Source organism: Achromobacter sp. ES-001, assembly GCF_019448355.1.
In the GTDB taxonomy this organism is placed as follows: domain Bacteria; phylum Pseudomonadota; class Gammaproteobacteria; order Burkholderiales; family Burkholderiaceae_B; genus Achromobacter; species Achromobacter spanius_B.
This window is the reverse complement of sequence record NZ_CP079940.1, coordinates 3,682,708-3,699,200: the sequence shown is the minus strand read 5'-3', so window position 1 is coordinate 3,699,200 and position 16,493 is coordinate 3,682,708. Positions and strand designations below refer to the sequence as shown.

The window sequence follows — 16,493 nt, the reverse complement described above, 5'->3', positions numbered from 1 at the left end:
GGTAGGGATGATTAGGCATGGGTTCCCGACTCCGGATCGATCACCCGGCTGATGACCGGGAAATAGCGGTTGCCATGGCCCTGGGCCAACGCGGCGCTGAACCAGTGTTCAACGTTGCGGGCGCCCAGCGCTTGTACGCCGGTTTGTTCCGCCAACGCCAGCGCGTAGCGCAGGTCTTTGCGGGCATAGTCCACGGGGAAGGCTTTTTCGGGAAATTCACCGGGCAGAATAGCCTTTAAGCCGTGGTTGCGCAACGCGAAGCTATCCGCCGAACCGCGCGTGAAAGTCTCCAGCAATACCTGCGGATCCACGCCGGAACGCCGCGCAATTGCACGCGCTTCCGACAACGCCACCACGGTTTCGAACAGCACCATATTGTTCAGGATCTTCACCACCTGGCCGCTGCCGACCGGGCCGCAATAGGTGATTTCGTTGGCGAAGGTGGACACCAGCGGCTTGACCCGCTCAAACGTCGCGGTCTCGCCGCCGATCATCACGGACAGCGTGCCGGCCTCGGCGGCGGCGCGGGTGCGGGCAACCGGGGCGTCGATGAACGTTGCGCCCTTGGCGGCAAATTCACCGGCCAGCTCGCGCGTCACATCAACGGGCGACGTGCTCAGGTCCACGATCAACTGGCCGCTGCGTGTATTGGCCAGCAAACCATCGGCGGCGCGCGCCAGCTGCGCCACGACTTCGCCGGACGGCAGCGACAGGAACACCACGTCGCAGTCGCGCATGATCTGCTGGGCCGTCGCGCTCTGGACGCCATGTGGGGCCAGACGCTGCAAGGGTGCCGCGTCGGTGTCGCAGCCCAGCACGGGCAGGCCGCCCTTGGTGGCCAGGTTGCGGCAGATGGGTTCGCCCATGACGCCCAGGCCGATGAAGCCGGCTCGTTGAAATTCAGACATGTGGATAGTCTCCGAAGAAGGGGGGCCGTCGTCGCGGCCCTGGAAAGAATGCGTACAGGCTCCTGCGGCCTACATGCCGAAGTAGATGCCCTTGGATTGTTGGTACAGACGCAGCCCGCTGACGCCTTTTTCGCGCCCGATGCCGCTTTGCTTGAAGCCGCCGAACGGCGTGGATATCGACAATTGCTTATACGTGTTGATCCACACGCTGCCGGCTTCCAGGCGCCTGGCCACGCGCCACGCGCGCCGGTAGTCCGCCGTCCATACGCCGGATGCCAGGCCGTAGACGCTGTCGTTGGCCTGGTCGATCAAATCGTCTTCGTCCTCGAAGGTCAGCGCGCACAGGACCGGGCCGAAGATTTCTTCGCGCACCACGTGGGCATCGCGAGACAGCCCGCCCAGGATGGTGGGCTGGTAGAACGCGCCCGCTTGCAGCGCGTCGTCGTCGGGCCGCTGCGCGCCCAGCAACACTTGCGCGCCGTCGCGCTTGGCGGATTCCACCATGCCTTCAATCTTGTCGCGATGGCCAAAGGACGCGATCGGGCCCATCTGGGCGCCGGTGGCGTCGGGCAGGTTGACATTGAGCCGTGCGGCACGCGCCACAAGTTTTTCGATAAACGCTTCTGCGATACCGCGCTGCACGTACAGCCGCGATCCGGCAACGCAGGATTGCCCACTGCCTTCAAAAATGCCGCCGATCACGCCGTCTATCGCCGCGTCCTGATCCGCGTCGTCAAACACGATGTGCGGCGACTTGCCGCCCAGTTCCAGTGCCACGGGCATTAGCTTTTCAGCGGCGGCATGGGCGATGGCCCGACCGCTGGCGGTGCCTCCGGTGAACGACACCATGCGCACGCCCGGATGTTCCACCAGGCGACGGCCCACGGTGGCGCCCAGGCCGGTGACCACGTTGAGGATGCCAGGCGGCAAGCCGGCTTCCAGCGCGATGCGGCCCAGCGCCAGGGCGGGCGACGAGGTCACCTCCGACGGCTTGAGGATCACGGCGTTGCCGGCGGCCAGCGCGGGCGCCACCTTCTGCGCTTCCATCGTCAGCGGCGAGTTCCACGGCGTGATCGCCACGACCACGCCATACGGCTCGTAATGCGTCATGGACAGGTAGTTGCCGCGCGCCGGCGTGACTTCCGCGCCCAGCGTTTCGCACACGCCCGCGTAATAGCGGAAGGTGGCCGCCGCGCTGGCGACCTGCGTCTTGCATTCCGCCCAGACCTTGCCGTTTTCAATCATCTGCAAGCGTGCCAGCAGTTCCGAATGCTGTTCGATGCCATCGGCGATGCGGCGCAGGATCGCGGCGCGCTGGTGCGGCAGCATGTCGCGCCAGGCAGCCTGGCGCACTGCCTTCCAGGCGGTATCCACGGCCTGGTCAACCTGCGCGTCCGACGCTGCGCTGACCAAGTAGTTTTGCGCGCCCGTGGCCGGGTTGGTGGACGCGAATGCCGCCTCTTGCCGGGCGATCCATTCACCGCCGATCAGCATGGATTTAAGGGTTTCCGATGATTCGGACATGACGTGATGTTCCTCTCTTGATGGGATTTTCCGGCGCGTCCGATGGCGGCCGGTATGCATTTATTCGTTGACAGTCGCTGGCCGAAAAAATATAAAATAGAATAAGCGTTCTGTCTACAGGAACGGTAAGAATAAACAAACCGTCATTCAAAGACAAGAGGAGACAACTCGATGCACCGCAATGTCTTGTGCGCGCTGGCATGTGCCACGGCGCTGTTCGCGGGAACGGCGCAGGCCGATCCCTACCCTTCAAAACCCGTGTCGATGATCGTGCCGTATCCGGCCGGCGGCGCCACCGATGTGGTGGCGCGCGCCGTCGCTGAAAAGCTGACGCAGTCGTGGGGCCAGTCCGTCATCGTTGAAAACCGCGCGGGCGCCGGCACCACCATCGGCGCCAGTTCGGTGGCGCGGGCGCCGGGCGATGGCTACACGCTGTTCATGGCCACGTCTGCCCACACGATCAGCGGCCATCTGTACAGCAAGCTGAACTACGACCCGGTCAAAGACTTTGCCCCCATCACGCTGGTCACCAAGGTGCCGCTGGTGCTGGTGGTCAACCCCGCCATCCCGGCCAAGACATTGCAGGAATTTTTGGCCTACCTGAAGCAGAACAGCGGCTCGGTCAACTTTGCGTCTCCGGGCAACGGCACCGCGCAGCACCTTAGCGGTGAGCTGTTCAAGATCGCCACGCAGTCCAGCATCACGCACGTGCCTTATCGGGGTGACGCGCCGGCCTTCACGGACCTGGCGGGCGGCCAGGTGCAGATGATGCTGGCCACGATTACGTCGGCGCTGCCCTTGATTGAATCCGGCAAGCTGCGCGCGCTGGCCGTGGCCAACGGCACGCGCGTGCAGGCGCTGCGCAATGTGCCGACCTTTGCCGAAGCCGGCATGCCCGGCTTCGAGGCCGCAACGTGGTTCGGGCTGCTGGCCCCCGCATCGCTGCCACCGGCGCAGGCGCAACGCATCTACGAGGACGTGTCCAAGATCGTGGCCACGCCCGCGATGCAGGCGCGCATCGAGAGCCTGGGCGGCGAAGTGGTCAACAGCACCCCGCAGGCGTTCGCCGCGTTCATGTCCAGCGAGCAGGACAAGTGGGGCCGCGCGGTCAAGGCGTCCGGCGCCGTCGCCGCGCAGTAATCACAACGCCAGGCACATAGCCAGGCACAGCAACGGCCCGGAGTCGCGCGCCGATGCAGCGCAAGGCACGGGTTCAGGCAACCACGGAGGAGACACATCATGACAGTTTCAAAATGGCTGGCAGCAAGCGTGTTCGTGTTGTCAACGGCAGCGCCCCTTGCGGCAAGCGCTGCCGACTACCCCAGTGCACCGGTGAAGTTCGTGGTGGGCTTCAGCCCCGGCAGCACTATCGACACGGTGGCGCGCATCGTCGGCGAGGCGCTGTCCGCGCGGATGAAGCAGACCTTCGTCGTGGACAACAAGACGGGCGCCAACGGGATGATTGCGGCGCGCGCCGTCGCGCAGGCCAAGGCGGACGGCTACACCATCCTGGTCAGCAATTCCAGTTCGATCACCGTCAATCCCTTGCTCTACAAGGATCTGCAATACGACCCCTTGAAGGATTTTGCCCCGGTCACCACGGTGATGTCGGTGCCCTTCATCCTGACCATCAACGCCGAGAACCCCCGTGTGGCGGGTGTGACCGACGTCAAATCGCTGGTGGCGCTGGCCAAGCGCAATCCCAATACGGTCAGCTATGGCTCGGCCGGCAACGGCAACCTGATGCATCTGGCGGGCGCGCAGCTTGCCGCCATGTCCAACGTGCAGATGCTGCACGTGCCGTACCGGGGCGCCGCGCCGATGGAAGCCGGGCTGCTGTCCAAAGAGGTCGACTTCGGCTTTGACACCTTGTCCGGCGTACCGCTTATCAAGTCGGGCAAGTTGCGTGCGCTAGCGGTGTCGTCCGCCGACCGCTGGCACGACCTGCCGGACGTGCCCGCCGTGTCCGAGCTGGGCTATCCCGGGTTCGACATCTCGTTCTGGGTCGGCATCTTTGCGCCCGCGGGCACGCCGCAGACGGTGGTGGACCGGCTCAATCGGGAAATCGCAGCGGTAACCCAGGACCCCGAGGTGCGCGCACGGCTGGCGGCGCAGGGCAATCCGCTGACGCAATCACCACAGGCTTTCCGCCAGAAGATCGCCGAAGAACTTACGCAAAACGAAGCGCTGATCAAGCGGGCCAACATCAAGATCGATTGACCGGGCGGCAACCGCCGCATCGGCAACGGGCAGGGAGGAGCACACGTGTCCTGGGACAAAGAACTGCAAGAACTGGCGCTGCGCAAAGAACTGGCGCAGCGCATGGGGGGCGAGGCCAAGGTGCGCCGGCATCGAGAGGGCGGCAAGCTGCCGGTGCGCGAACGCATTGCGCACATGGTCGATGCGGGATCGTTTCGCGAGGTGGGCGCGCTGGCGGGCAGCGGGGAATACGATGCCGAAGGTCGCTTGACGGATCTGACGCCGTCGAACCTGCTGATCGGCCGCGCCAAGGTCGACGGCCGGCCTGTGGTGGTGGCGGCCGACGACTTCACGGTGCGTGGCGGCGCCAACGACGGCGCGGTGGGCGATAAGCTGGTCGAGGCCGAACGCATGGCGCACGACCTTAGGCTGCCGCTATTGCGGCTGGTGGATGGCACGGGCGGCGGCGGGTCGGTGCGCAATATCGAAATCAAGGGCCACACCTTGCTGCCCAAGCTGCGCATGTGGCCGTTGATGGCACAGAACCTGGCCACCGTGCCCGTGGTGTCGCTGGCCCTGGGGTCGGTGGCGGGCCTGGGCGCCGCTCGCGTGGCTGCCAGCCATTACGCCATCATGGTGCGCGAGACCTCGCAGCTGTTCATTGCCGGCCCGCCGGTCGTGGCGCGCATCGGCCAGACGCTGGACAAGAATGAACTGGGCGGCAGCGACATCCATACCCGCAACGGCGTGGTGGACGACGAAGCTGATTCGGAAGCCGACGCCTTTGCCATGGCGCGGCGCTTCCTTTCTTATCTGCCGCGTTCGGTGCATGAATTGCCGCCCCGCGAGACCGGCACCGCCGTCGCGTCGGCTGACCAGGATTGGCTGCGCAAGGCCATCCCCGCCGACCCGCGTGCCGTCTACAAGATGCGACCCATCGTGTCGGCCTTGATGGACGAAGGCTCGTTCATGGAGATCGGCAGGCGCTGGGGCAGGGCGGTCATCACGGGGCTGGCGCGCATCGACGGCTGGCCGGTGGCGGTGTTTGCCAGCGACCCCTATCACTACGGCGGCGGCTGGGACGGCCCGGCCGCCGAGAAGTTCACGCGCTTGCTCGACCTGGCCGAAACGTTTCACTTGCCGGTCGTGAACCTGGTGGATGTGCCCGGCTTTCAGATCGGCCTGAACGCCGAGAAGGCCGGCGCCATGCGCTACGGCGTGCGCGCGCTGACGGCGGTGGCGCAGTCCACCGTGCCCTGGTGCTCGATCATTGTGCGCAAGGCCTTTGGCGTGGCGGGCGGCGGCCACCAAAGCGCGGGCCGCTTCAATTTCCGCTATGCGTGGCCGTCTGCCCAATGGGGATCGTTGCCGGTCGAAGGCGGCCTGGAAGTGGCCTACAAGGCCGAGATCGAAGCCGCCGCCGACCCCCAGGCCAAGATGCGTGAAATTGAAGCGCGCGTGCGCGGCCTGACCTCTCCGTTTCGCAGCGCCGAAGCTTTCGTCGTGGAAGACATCATCGACCCGGCCACCACGCGGCAGGTGCTGGAAGAGTTCGTGGAAATGGTTGCGCCGCTGCGCGAACCCGGCCCGCGCGCCTTTGGGTATCGGCCATGACGGCGGGCTTGGAGCGCAATATGAAAAGAGTCATCGTCGCCAACCGGGGCGCTGTCGCCCGACGGGTCATCCGAGGGTTGCGCGCGCTTGGCCTGGAATCGGTTGCCGTGTATTCCGAGGCGGATCGCGATCTTCCTTATCTGCGTGAAGCGGACGTGGCCGTTCCCATCGGACCGGCGCCCGCCGCGCAAAGCTATCTGAACCGCGACACGCTGCTGCGCGTGGCGCGCGAGACGGGCGCCGATGCATTGCATCCCGGTTATGGCTTCCTGTCCGAGAACGCGGACTTTGCCCAGGCGGTGGAATCGGCCGGCATGATCTTCGTCGGCCCGTCGCCGCGCTGGATACGAATGCTGGGGCACAAGACGCGGGCGCGCGATGCGATGCGGGCGCTTGGCATGCCGATGGCCGCCAGCAGCGCCGTGTTGGGCGCCGACCTTGACGCTGTGCGCCATGCCGCCCAGGACCTGGGCTACCCGGTGCTGATCAAGCCGGCCTCGGGTGGCGGCGGCATCGGCATGATTCCGCTGCACGGCCCGCAGGAGGTGGAACCCGAATGGGCGCGGGCGCGGCAGATCGCCGAGCGCAGCTTTGGCGGATCGGACCTGTATCTGGAAAAGCTGCTGGTCAACCCGCGCCATGTGGAATTCCAGTTCCTGGCGGACCGCCATGGGCAAGTGCGCTGCCTGTATGAACGCGACTGCTCTACGCAGCGGCGGCACCAGAAGGTATTGGAAGAGGCGCCCGCGCCGGGGCTGGACCGAGACTTGGTGGCCGACATGGCCGCAAAGCTGGAAGGCATGTTGTCGACGTTGGGCTACGACGTGATTGGCACCGTTGAAATGCTGTACACGCCCGAGTCCGGCTTTTCGTTCCTGGAAATCAACACCCGCCTGCAAGTTGAACACGCCGTGACGGAAGCGGTGACGGGCATCGACATCGTGGCCGCTCAACTGAGGCTGGCGGCGGGCGAACGGATGGACAGCGTGTTGGCGCGGGTGCCGCCTTTGCAAGGGCATGCGCTGGAGGCGCGCGTCTACGCGGAAGATCCTGTGCGTTTTCTGCCGTCCCCCGGTGTGCTGCAAGTCTTTGCGCCGCCCGTGCAGCCCGGCGTGCGCGTGGAGACGGGCTACGCCGAAGGTTGCCGCGTGTCCAGCCATTACGACCCGATGCTGGCCAAGGTGATCGCGCATGCCGCCACGCGCGACCAGGCGTTGCTGTTGTTAAAGCAAGCGCTGACACAGTTTCAGGTGGACGGCGTCAAGACCAACATTCCCTTCATGTTGCGCGTGCTGGACGACCAGGGCTTTGGCGCGGGCCAGGTGTCCACCGGCATGGTCGCCCGCATTCTGGACGCGACGCGCGCGGCGCAGGCGGCGTGAATAGCGAATCAGCAGCCAGGCGTTGACCGCCTTGGCATCGTGGACTGAACCGAAGTATCCAAGGAGACAACAATGTTCAAAGTAGAAACCCCCGTTGTGGGCCGAGTGGTTGCCGTCAGCGTGCGTCCGGGCCAGCGTGTCGACGCTGGCGATAGCGTCATCAAGGTCGAGTCTATGAAGATGGAAATCCCTGTCGAGTCCGAACGCGCGGGCATCGTCGCACGCGTGCTGGTGGGCGAAGGCGACGAGGTGGACGAAGGCCAGGTTGTGGTCGAGCTGGAGTAACGCCGCCATGCTGATCCATACGGAACGAACCGAGGCGGGCCGGGTCGCGATGATGCAGTTGCGCAACCCGCCGGTCAATAGCTTGAGCTCGGACTTGCGCAGCGAATTGCAAGCGAGCATCAAGGACGCGCTACAGGACCCGGAAGTTCGCGCACTGGTCTTGATCGGGGACGGCGGCTTCTTTTGTTGCGGGGCCGAGATCCGGGAATTCAATACCCCTATGTCGACGCGCGAACCGACACTGCGGTCCCTGATCGCGTTGATCGAAGGCGCATCCAAACCCATCGTTGCGGCAATACATGGCGCCGCCTTGGGCGGTGGGCTGGAGCTGGCGCTGGGTTGTCATTACCGGATCGCGCTGCAAGGCGCGTCGCTGGGTCTGCCCGAGGTGAAGCTGGGCGTGCTGCCCGGCGCGGGCGGCACGCAGCGGCTGCCCAGACTCGTCGGCGTCGAGCGCGCGCTGACGATGATTGCGCAGGGCGACCCCATCGACACCGCAACCGGCCTGGACTGGGGCCTGCTTGATGCGGTCGTGGCCGACAATCTGCCCGAACGCGCCGCTGCCTATGCGCGGGCGAAGGCCGACGCGCCACTGGCCGGGCGCAACGTGGGCGCGCGGCAGGTGCCCGCGCCGCAAGATTCGGGCGTGTACGAGCGTGCCCGCGAACAGGCCGCCCGCCGTTATCGTGGCTGCGTGGCGCCGCTGGCGTGCATCGATTGCGTGAAAGCTGCCACCCACAGCACGCTGGAAGACGGCCTGGCGTTTGAACGCGAGCACTTTCTGGACCTCGTCAACGGCAGCCAGTCCAAGGCGCAGCGTCACCTGTTCTTTGCCGAACGCGCCGCCGTCAAATTGCCGAAGGAGTGGACGGCCACAGCCGGCATCACGACCGTGGGCGTGGTCGGCGCGGGCACGATGGGCGGCGGTATCGCGATGAGCCTGGCCAACGCCGGGCTGGACGTCGTGCTGGTCGAACGCGATGCGCAGGCGCTGGAACGCGGCTGGTCGGCCATCCGCAAGAACTACGCCGCGACGGCGGCGAAGGGCAAGCTGACGGCGGCGCAGGTGGACGAACGGCAGGCGCGCATCCGCCCGTCACTGGATATGGACGATCTGCGCGATGTCGATCTGGCGATCGAAGCCGCGTTCGAGGACATGGACGTCAAGCGCCAGATCTTCACCGCGCTGGACGCGGTGTGCAAGCCGTTGGCGATTCTGGCCTCGAACACGTCGCGTCTGGATATCGACAAGATCGCCGGCTTTACGCGTCGGCCCGCCCAGGTGTTAGGCATGCACTTCTTCAGCCCGGCCCACGTCATGCGCTTGCTGGAAGTGGTCAAGGGTGGCCAGACGGATGGCAACGTCATCGCCTCGGTGTTCCAGCTGGCGCGCCGCATGGACAAGTTGCCGGTGCTGGTGGGCGTATGCGACGGATTCGTCGGCAACCGCATGGTCAGCCCTTACACGCGCGAGGCGCATTTTCTGCTGGAAGAGGGGGCGTCGCCGTCGCAGGTGGACGGCGCCTTGCAGCGTTTTGGGCTGGCCATGGGGCCGCTGCGCATGGCGGACATGGCGGGTCTGGACATCAGCTGGGCGTTTCGCAAGCGCACCGCATCGACCCGGCCGGCGCACCTGCGCTATTCGCGCGTGGCCGACAACCTGTGCGAACAAGGGCGCTTTGGACAGAAGACGGGCGCCGGCTTTTATCGCTACGCAGCGGGCAGCCGTGAGCCGTTGGAAGACGCGCGGGTGTTGGCGTTGATCGAGGCATGCGCGCGCCAGGACGGCATCGTGCGACGCGACATCACCGACGAGGAAATCGTGCAGCGCACGATGTACGCGCTGGTGAACGAAGGCGCGCGCATCCTGGAAGAGGGCATCGCCCGCCGCGCGTCGGATATCGACGTCATCTACGTCAACGGCTACGGCTTTCCGGGGCATCGGGGCGGCCCGCTGTTTTATGCCGACCAGCAAGGCTTGCCGAATGTGCTGGCCACGATTCGGCGCTTTCAAGATCAACACGGCGAACTTTGGCAGCCCGCCCCGTTATTGGAACGCCTGGTGGCGCAGGGCAAGCGTTTTGCGGACTTGTAAATCGTTGGCCCGCCGCGCCGTGACATCGGGCGCGGCGACTCAGAACAAATAGAAGGAGACAGCAATGCATACGGAACAAGCCGAGGCCCTGTCGCGGGGGCCACAGGAACAGTACTTTGCCGCGTTGGCCAAAGGCCGTTTTCAAATTCAACGTTGCAGGGCATGCGAGCGGCATCAGTTCTTTCCCCGCACACTGTGCATGCACTGCGGCGCGACGGACCTGGCGTGGATCGAGCCCGCGGGCACCGGCACGGTCTATTCGTTCAGCATCGTGCGGCGCAAGGCGGAAGCGGGCGGCGACTACAACGTGGCGCTGATCGATCTGGACGAGGGCGCGCGCATGATGAGCCGGGTGGACGGCGTGCCGTTGGAACGGCTGCGGATCGGCATGCCGATCAAGGCGCGGGTGTTGTTGGATGCGGCCGAGCCGCTGGTGGTGTTCGAGCCTGTGGAGGCCGCATGATGACGCTGGAATCACTGCGCGGCCGGGTCGCCATTGCCGGGGTCGGGCACGCGGGCCTGGGCGAAGCGCACGGCTACACCGAAATGGAAGTGCTGGCCCAGGCCGCGTCGCGGGCAGTGGCCGATGCCGGGCTGACCATGAAGGATATCGACGGGCTGGCCACATGCAGTTCATCGGCCACGATGTGGAGCATGCCCGTTGCCGAATACCTGGGCCTGCGTCCTCGGTATATCGAAGCCACGATGCTGGGTGGGTCCAGCTTTGTCTCGCACCTGCTGCCCTCGGTGATGGCATTGGCGTCCGGGCAATGCAATGCGGTGCTGGTCTGCTATGGCAGCACGCAAAAGACCGCCACGTTCGGCCGCAAGGAAGGCATCAAGGCGCGTACGTTGCTGGACCCCCAACCATTCGAACATCCGTATTCGCCGCTACAGCCCGTGACGTCCTACGCGTTGGCCGCCGCCCGCCACATGCATCAATACGGCACAACCCGCGAACAGCTGGCCGAAGTGGCCGTCGCGGCGCGCGCTTGGGCGGCGCTGAACCCCGAGGCCGCGATGCGCGACCCCTTATCGATCGAGGACGTGCTGCGTTCGCGCCCGGTCTCGGATCCATTGACGGTGCGCGACTGCTGCCTGGTCAGCGACGGTGGCGGCGCCTACGTGATGGTGCGCGCCGACCGCGCCCGCCAGCTGCGGCAGCCTCCCGTGTACGTGCTGGGCAGCGCCACGGCGGTGTGGAACCGCCAGATATCGTCCATGGAAGACCTGACCGTGACGGCGGCGGCGGAATCCGGCAAGCGCGCGCTGGCCATGGCTGGTTTGAACGTGGCGGACGTGGACGTGGCCGAGCTTTATGACGCCTTCACGATCAACACGCTGCTGTTCCTGGAAGACCTGGGCTTTTGCAAAAAGGGCGAAGGCGGCGCCTTTGTTCAGGGCGGCGGCATTGCGCCCGGTGGGCGTCTGCCGGTGAACACGAACGGCGGCGGCTTGTCGTGCGTGCATCCCGGCATGTACGGCATTTTCCTGGTGATAGAAGCCGTGCGTCAGCTGCGGGCTCAGGCGGGCGAACGACAGGTGGCGGGCGCGGATATTGCGCTGGTACACGGCAACGGCGGCACCTTGTCCAGCCAGTCCACCGCCATCCTGGGCGGCCCGTCCACGCGCTGACGCCGGCCTTGCGCCTTCCTTAGAAAAGGGATTTTCATGCTGGACAAAACAGTCGATACGCTGGCCGCCGCGGTGGCCGGCGTGCAAGACGGCGCGGTGATTCTGATCGGCGGCTTTGGCGCCTCGGGCGTACCGACCGAACTGGTTTGCGCGCTGCTTGACCAAGGCGCGCGCGACCTGACCATCGTCAATAACAACGCCGGCAATGGCGAACGTGGCCTGAGCCAATTGGTGCGAGCAGGCCGGGTGCGCAAGATGGTCTGCTCGTTTGCGCGTTCGTCGGATCGCAAGAACCCAAACGCCGCCGCCTTCGCCGAGGCCTATCACGCGGGAAAAATCGAGCTGGAATGCGTGCCGCAGGGCACGATGGCCGAGCGCATGCGCGCGGCGGGCGCGGGGCTGGGGCCGTTTTTCACGCCGACCGCCTTTGGCACGCCCTTGGCGAAAGGCAAGGAGACGCGCGTGATAGACGGCGTTGGGTACGTGCTGGAAGCCCCGTTGAAGGGCGACTTTGCTTTCGTCAAGGCGCGCACGGCAGACCGCTGGGGCAATCTGGTGTACCGCTATGCCGGGCGCAATTTCGCGCCGGTGATGTGCATGGCGGCCACCACCACGGTGGCGCAGGTGGACAGCATCGTGGAGCTGGGCGCCATCCCGCCCGAACACGTCATGACGCCGGGAATTTTCGTTAAACGAGTGGTGCAAGTGGAGCGCGATCATGGAATATGAAAAGCTGAATCGACGCCAGATTGCACGCCTGGTGGCCCAGGACATTCCGGATGGCGCCTATGTGAACCTGGGCATCGGCATACCGACGCTGGTATCGGCCTTTTTACCGGCCGACCGCGATGTGATCTTGCACACCGAAAACGGCATCGTCGGCATGGGGCCGGGCGATCCCGAGGCGCCGCTGGACCTGGACCTGATCAACGCCAGCAAAGAAGCGGTGACCTTGTTGCCGGGCGCATCCATTACCGACCACGTGGTGTCGTTCGCCATGATGCGCGGCGGCCATCTGGACCTGACGGTGCTGGGCGCATTCCAGGTGTCCGCGCGCGGCGACCTGGCCAACTGGGACACCGGTGCGCCGGGCACGATTCCGGCCGTGGGCGGCGCGATGGACCTGGTGGCCGGCGCGCGCCAGGTCTACATCACGATGGACCACGTGACCAAGGATGGGCGGCCCAAGATCGTGCGCGAATGCACTTATCCACTGACTGGCGCGGGCGTGGTCGACCGCATCTATTCTGATCTGGCCATCATCGATGTGCTGCCGGATGGCATGCGAGTGATCGCGATGGTGGCGGGGCTGCGGTTTGACGCCTTGCAGGACCTGACGGATTGCCCGCTGACGCTGGCGGACGATTGGCGGGTGTTGTCGCCTGAATAGCCTTCGGCTCGTACTTCCCCGTGTTGACAGGGGAAGTTTTCGATACTTAGAATGTTCTTATAGAAAGAATATACGTTCTGCACATAAGAACAATATAAGCGGGAAGAGACAATGGAAAACCACGCCACGCCAGCGCAACACGCGTCGGACGCGCAGCTTGCGCATCGATTCCGTAGCCGCGCGTTATCATTCTCGCGGCCGCGCCAGGTCGATATGGACCTGCTGGTGCGGGTCGGCGATGCGCCGCTGCTTGTACGCATTCGCGACGGCCGGGTCACCAGCGCCGACGCGCCCGCTGCGCCGCTGCCTTCCTGCGACGTATCGCTGCGCGCCTCTGCCGCCGCTTGGTCGCGCTTCTGGCAAGCCGTGCCGGATGCGGGCTGGCATGACATCTTTGCGCTGAGCAAGCGCGGCGAACTGGCTATCGAAGGCAACTTGCAACCCTTGATGGCGCACTTGCAGTTCGTCAAGGATCTGCTGGCCAGGGGCCGCGAGGTGCACGCATGAACGCCGCCCTGGAACCCATCGTTGGCCGTTATGTGCACATCGACATCGGCGGCAAGCCTTGCCGTGTTTACTTCGAAGAAGCGGGCGAGGGCATCCCGCTGGTCTGCCTGCACACCGCCGGCGCCGACAGCCGCCAGTACCGCCACATGCTGTGCGATGCGGACATCACGTCGCGCTATCGCGTCATTGCTTTCGACATGCCATGGCACGGCAAGTCCTACCCGCCGGCCGGCTGGCAGGACGAGGAATATCGCTTGTCCACCGAACGTTATGTGGAAACGGTCATGGCGTTCTGCCAGGCGTTGGCGCTGGATCGCCCCGCGCTGATCGGCTGCTCGATCGGCGGACGTATCGTGTTGCAGCTGGCGCATCAGCACGCCGAACGTTTCCGCGCGTTGATCGGAGTCGAAGCGGCTGATTTCCAGCAGCCCTGGTACGACACCTCGTGGCTGCATCGCGGCGACGTCCATGGCGGCGAGGTCTGCGCGGCCTTGGTATCGGGCTTGGTGGCGCCGCAGTCGCCGGACGTCTATCGCCACGAAACCTTGTGGCAATACATGCAGGGCGGCCCCGGCGTGTTTCGCGGCGACCTGTATTTCTACCGTGTCGACGGCGATTTGCGGGGCCGGCTGGACGGCATCCGCACCGAGCGTTGTCCGCTATTTCTGTTGACGGGGGAATACGACTTTTCGTGCACGCCCGAAGACACCTTGCGCACCGCCGCCGGTATTCCCGGTGCGCAGGTCACCATCATGCGCGAATTGGGGCATTTCCCCATGAGCGAGAACCCACAGCAGTTTCGCGGCTACATATTGCCGGTGCTGGACGCCATCGCCCGCCTATAGCGCGGCAACAACGACGGGCGGCATTGCCCGCGACTCACAGGAGGCATCATGCGTTATCCGATCATTCTGGCCGGCATCTTTGCGCTGGCCGCGGTTCCCGCCGTCAAGGCGCAAGAGGCACAAGGCACTCTCAAGCTTGGCGCCTTGGTCACGCTGTCCGGCGCCGGCGCCGCCTGGGGGCAGGGCATGAAAAATGCCGCCGAGATTGCGGCGGACCAGGTGAACGAGGCGGGCGGACTGGAGGTGGACGGCAAGAAGTATCGCGTGCAGGTGGTGGCCTATGACGACAAGTACCAGGCCAACGAAGCCGTCACCGTGGCCAACCGCCTGGTGTTCGAGGACAAGGTGCGCTATGTGATCGGCCCGGTGGGATCGGCGCCGGTGCTGGCCATCCAGCCCATGACGGAAAAGAACAAAGTGATCGTCATGACGCTGGGCTTTACCGCCAAGGCGCTGGCCGCGGACAAGCCCTATACGTTCCGTCCCAACGTCACCACGGCCGAGGTGTCGCAGCCGCAGATCGACTGGCTGGTCAAATCGCAAGGCCTGCGCAAGGTGGGGGCGCTGTTCCCCAACGACGAAACCGGGCAGCAGATTGCGCTGGACCTGGAAGCTGCCTACAAGAAGGCGGGCGCGGCCTTGTCCGTCAAGGAATTCTTCGAACGCGACCGGGTCGACTTCGTGCCCGTGCTGACGCGCATGATGGCGCGCGGCATCGACGCCATCGAACTGGACGGCAATTCGCCCACCACCGCCGGCTTGATCGTGAAGCAGGCGCGCGAACTGGGCTTTGAAGGACGCATCGTGCGTACTGGCGGCCCGGCCACGCAGGAAATCGTCAACGTGGCCGGCAAGGCGGCTACCGAGGGCATGTTCGTCCATACGCCGATCGATCCCGAGCTGCCCGCTACCAAGGCCTACACCCAGCGGTATGCCGCCAAGTACAAGCACGCGATGAACGGCTTCAGCCCCGCGTTTTATGACGGCACCAACATGCTGTTCGAAGCCATGCGCCGCGCCGGCACGGTGGAAGACACGGACCGCGTGCGCGTCGAACTGGAAAAGCTGGAAGGCTTTGACGGATCACTGGGCAAGCTTAGCTGGACGGGCAAGGCCATGTACGGCATCAACCATCAGTTGAACGCGCCGTTCTACGTGGCCGAGGTCAAGGATGGCCGCGAGGTGATCCGCGCGCGCTGCACCGTCGAGGGATGCCGCTAGCGCGGCGGGGGATGCCACGTGGATTGGAGCATTTTGCTGACGCAGGCCACGATCAACGGCTTGATCGTGGGATTGCTGTATCTGTTGATGGCGGTGGGCTTCACGCTGGTGTTCGGCGTGATGCGGATGGTGAACTTTGCCCACGGCGAGTTCTACATGCTGGGCGCTTTTGGCGCCTACTACCTGACGACCCAGGCGGGCTTCTCGTTTCTGCCTGCCGTGGCGCTGACCTTTGCGTTGTCGGTGGTCGGCGGCGCGGTGCTGGAATGGGGCGTGCTCAAGCCGTTTCGCCGGGACGAACTGAACGGCATGATCGCCACCATCGGCCTGGCGATGATCCTGCAAAACCTGGCCTTGATGTTCTTCGGCCCCGACCCCTTGTCCATGCCCGCCGTGGCGCAGGGCACCGCCCGCATGGGCAAGCTCGTTGTGCCGTTGTCGCGCGTGTACGTGGTGGTGTTCGCCTTGCTGGCGCTGGCCTTGCTGTATGGCTTCCTGCGTCACTCGCGGCCGGGCCGCGCGCTGCGCGCCGTGGTCGAGGACTTTGAGATTGCCGGCATCCAGGGTATCCGCTCGCGCATCTATTACCCGCTGGGTTTTGGCCTGGGGGTAGGGCTGGCAGCGGTGGCCGGTGCGCTGATGGCGCCGCTGTTCTCGGTGTCGCCATTCGTGGGCGCCACGCCGCTGCTCAAGGCGTTCATCGTCGTGATCCTGGGTGGGCTGGGCAGCATCCCGGGCGCGGCTTTCGCGGGCCTGGCGCTGGGCCTGGCGGAAAGCTATGGCAGCCTGCTGTTCGACAGCAGCACGGCGGACATGCTGATTTTCGCCGTCGTAATCGTGATGTTGGTCGTGCGGCCCAAGGGCTTGCTGGGCCGGGGGGAGGCATAA

General features: G+C 65.2%; 16 protein-coding genes. 14 read left to right on the top strand and 2 right to left on the bottom strand.

The features are described from left to right. Window positions 1-11 precede the first annotated feature (11 nt). A complete protein-coding gene (locus KYT87_RS16570) occupies window positions 12-908 on the bottom strand; it encodes an NAD(P)-dependent oxidoreductase (RefSeq protein ID WP_046805763.1) in 897 nt (298 codons plus the stop codon). Between the two features lie 69 nt (window positions 909-977). After that, the gene (locus tag KYT87_RS16565) at window positions 978-2,432 is read right to left on the bottom strand and encodes an aldehyde dehydrogenase (RefSeq protein WP_219990393.1); all 1,455 of its coding nucleotides are present in this window, start codon (window positions 2,430-2,432) and stop codon (window positions 978-980) included. 171 nt (window positions 2,433-2,603) lie between these two features. Here KYT87_RS16565 and KYT87_RS16560 point away from each other — a divergent pair, with 171 nt between their 5' ends. From KYT87_RS16560 to KYT87_RS16495, 14 genes are all read left to right on the top strand, one after another. Continuing rightward, a complete protein-coding gene (locus tag KYT87_RS16560) occupies window positions 2,604-3,572 on the top strand; it encodes a tripartite tricarboxylate transporter substrate binding protein (protein ID WP_219990392.1) in 969 nt (322 codons plus the stop codon). 99 nt (window positions 3,573-3,671) lie between these two features. After that, window positions 3,672-4,652, top strand: a complete 981-nt coding sequence (locus KYT87_RS16555) for a tripartite tricarboxylate transporter substrate binding protein (RefSeq protein WP_120156143.1) — start codon at window positions 3,672-3,674, stop codon at window positions 4,650-4,652. Window positions 4,653-4,697: 45 nt separating this feature from the next. Then, entirely contained in the window at window positions 4,698-6,245 is a 1,548-nt protein-coding gene (locus tag KYT87_RS16550; protein WP_219990391.1) for an acyl-CoA carboxylase subunit beta, read from the top strand. A gap of 20 nt (window positions 6,246-6,265) precedes the next feature. Continuing rightward, on the top strand, window positions 6,266-7,627 hold the full coding sequence (locus tag KYT87_RS16545; RefSeq protein ID WP_219990390.1) for an acetyl/propionyl/methylcrotonyl-CoA carboxylase subunit alpha: 1,362 nt from the start codon (window positions 6,266-6,268) through the stop codon (window positions 7,625-7,627). Window positions 7,628-7,699: 72 nt separating this feature from the next. Continuing rightward, window positions 7,700-7,912: an acetyl-CoA carboxylase biotin carboxyl carrier protein subunit gene (locus KYT87_RS16540; protein ID WP_104145050.1), complete on the top strand. Its 213-nt coding sequence runs from the start codon at window positions 7,700-7,702 to the stop codon at window positions 7,910-7,912. A 7-nt stretch (window positions 7,913-7,919) separates the two neighbouring features. After that, window positions 7,920-10,007, top strand: a complete 2,088-nt coding sequence (locus KYT87_RS16535) for a 3-hydroxyacyl-CoA dehydrogenase NAD-binding domain-containing protein (protein WP_219990389.1) — start codon at window positions 7,920-7,922, stop codon at window positions 10,005-10,007. A gap of 64 nt (window positions 10,008-10,071) precedes the next feature. Next, window positions 10,072-10,470 carry a Zn-ribbon domain-containing OB-fold protein gene (locus KYT87_RS16530; protein WP_219990388.1) on the top strand — a complete coding sequence of 133 codons (399 nt, stop codon included), beginning with the start codon at window positions 10,072-10,074 and terminating at the stop codon, window positions 10,468-10,470. After that, window positions 10,470-11,642 (top strand): thiolase, encoded by a 1,173-nt coding sequence (locus KYT87_RS16525; protein ID WP_219992701.1) that lies wholly within the window; start codon window positions 10,470-10,472, stop codon window positions 11,640-11,642. The genes KYT87_RS16530 and KYT87_RS16525 overlap by 1 nt, the downstream gene beginning before the upstream one ends. A gap of 36 nt (window positions 11,643-11,678) precedes the next feature. Next, window positions 11,679-12,371 (top strand): 3-oxoacid CoA-transferase subunit A, encoded by a 693-nt coding sequence (locus tag KYT87_RS16520; protein ID WP_046805756.1) that lies wholly within the window; start codon window positions 11,679-11,681, stop codon window positions 12,369-12,371. Next, complete coding sequence (locus KYT87_RS16515; RefSeq protein WP_219990387.1) at window positions 12,361-13,032, top strand: 3-oxoacid CoA-transferase subunit B; 672 nt, start codon at window positions 12,361-12,363, stop codon at window positions 13,030-13,032. Before KYT87_RS16520 ends, KYT87_RS16515 begins: the two co-directional genes overlap by 11 nt. 111 nt (window positions 13,033-13,143) lie before the next feature. Further along, entirely contained in the window at window positions 13,144-13,539 is a 396-nt protein-coding gene (locus KYT87_RS16510; RefSeq protein ID WP_219990386.1) for a hypothetical protein, read from the top strand. Next, window positions 13,536-14,384: an alpha/beta fold hydrolase gene (locus KYT87_RS16505; protein ID WP_219990385.1), complete on the top strand. Its 849-nt coding sequence runs from the start codon at window positions 13,536-13,538 to the stop codon at window positions 14,382-14,384. Before KYT87_RS16510 ends, KYT87_RS16505 begins: the two co-directional genes overlap by 4 nt. Before the next feature lie 48 nt (window positions 14,385-14,432). Further along, window positions 14,433-15,605: an ABC transporter substrate-binding protein gene (locus tag KYT87_RS16500; protein ID WP_219990384.1), complete on the top strand. Its 1,173-nt coding sequence runs from the start codon at window positions 14,433-14,435 to the stop codon at window positions 15,603-15,605. Window positions 15,606-15,623: 18 nt separating this feature from the next. Next, a complete protein-coding gene (locus KYT87_RS16495; protein WP_104145056.1) occupies window positions 15,624-16,493 on the top strand; it encodes a branched-chain amino acid ABC transporter permease in 870 nt (289 codons plus the stop codon).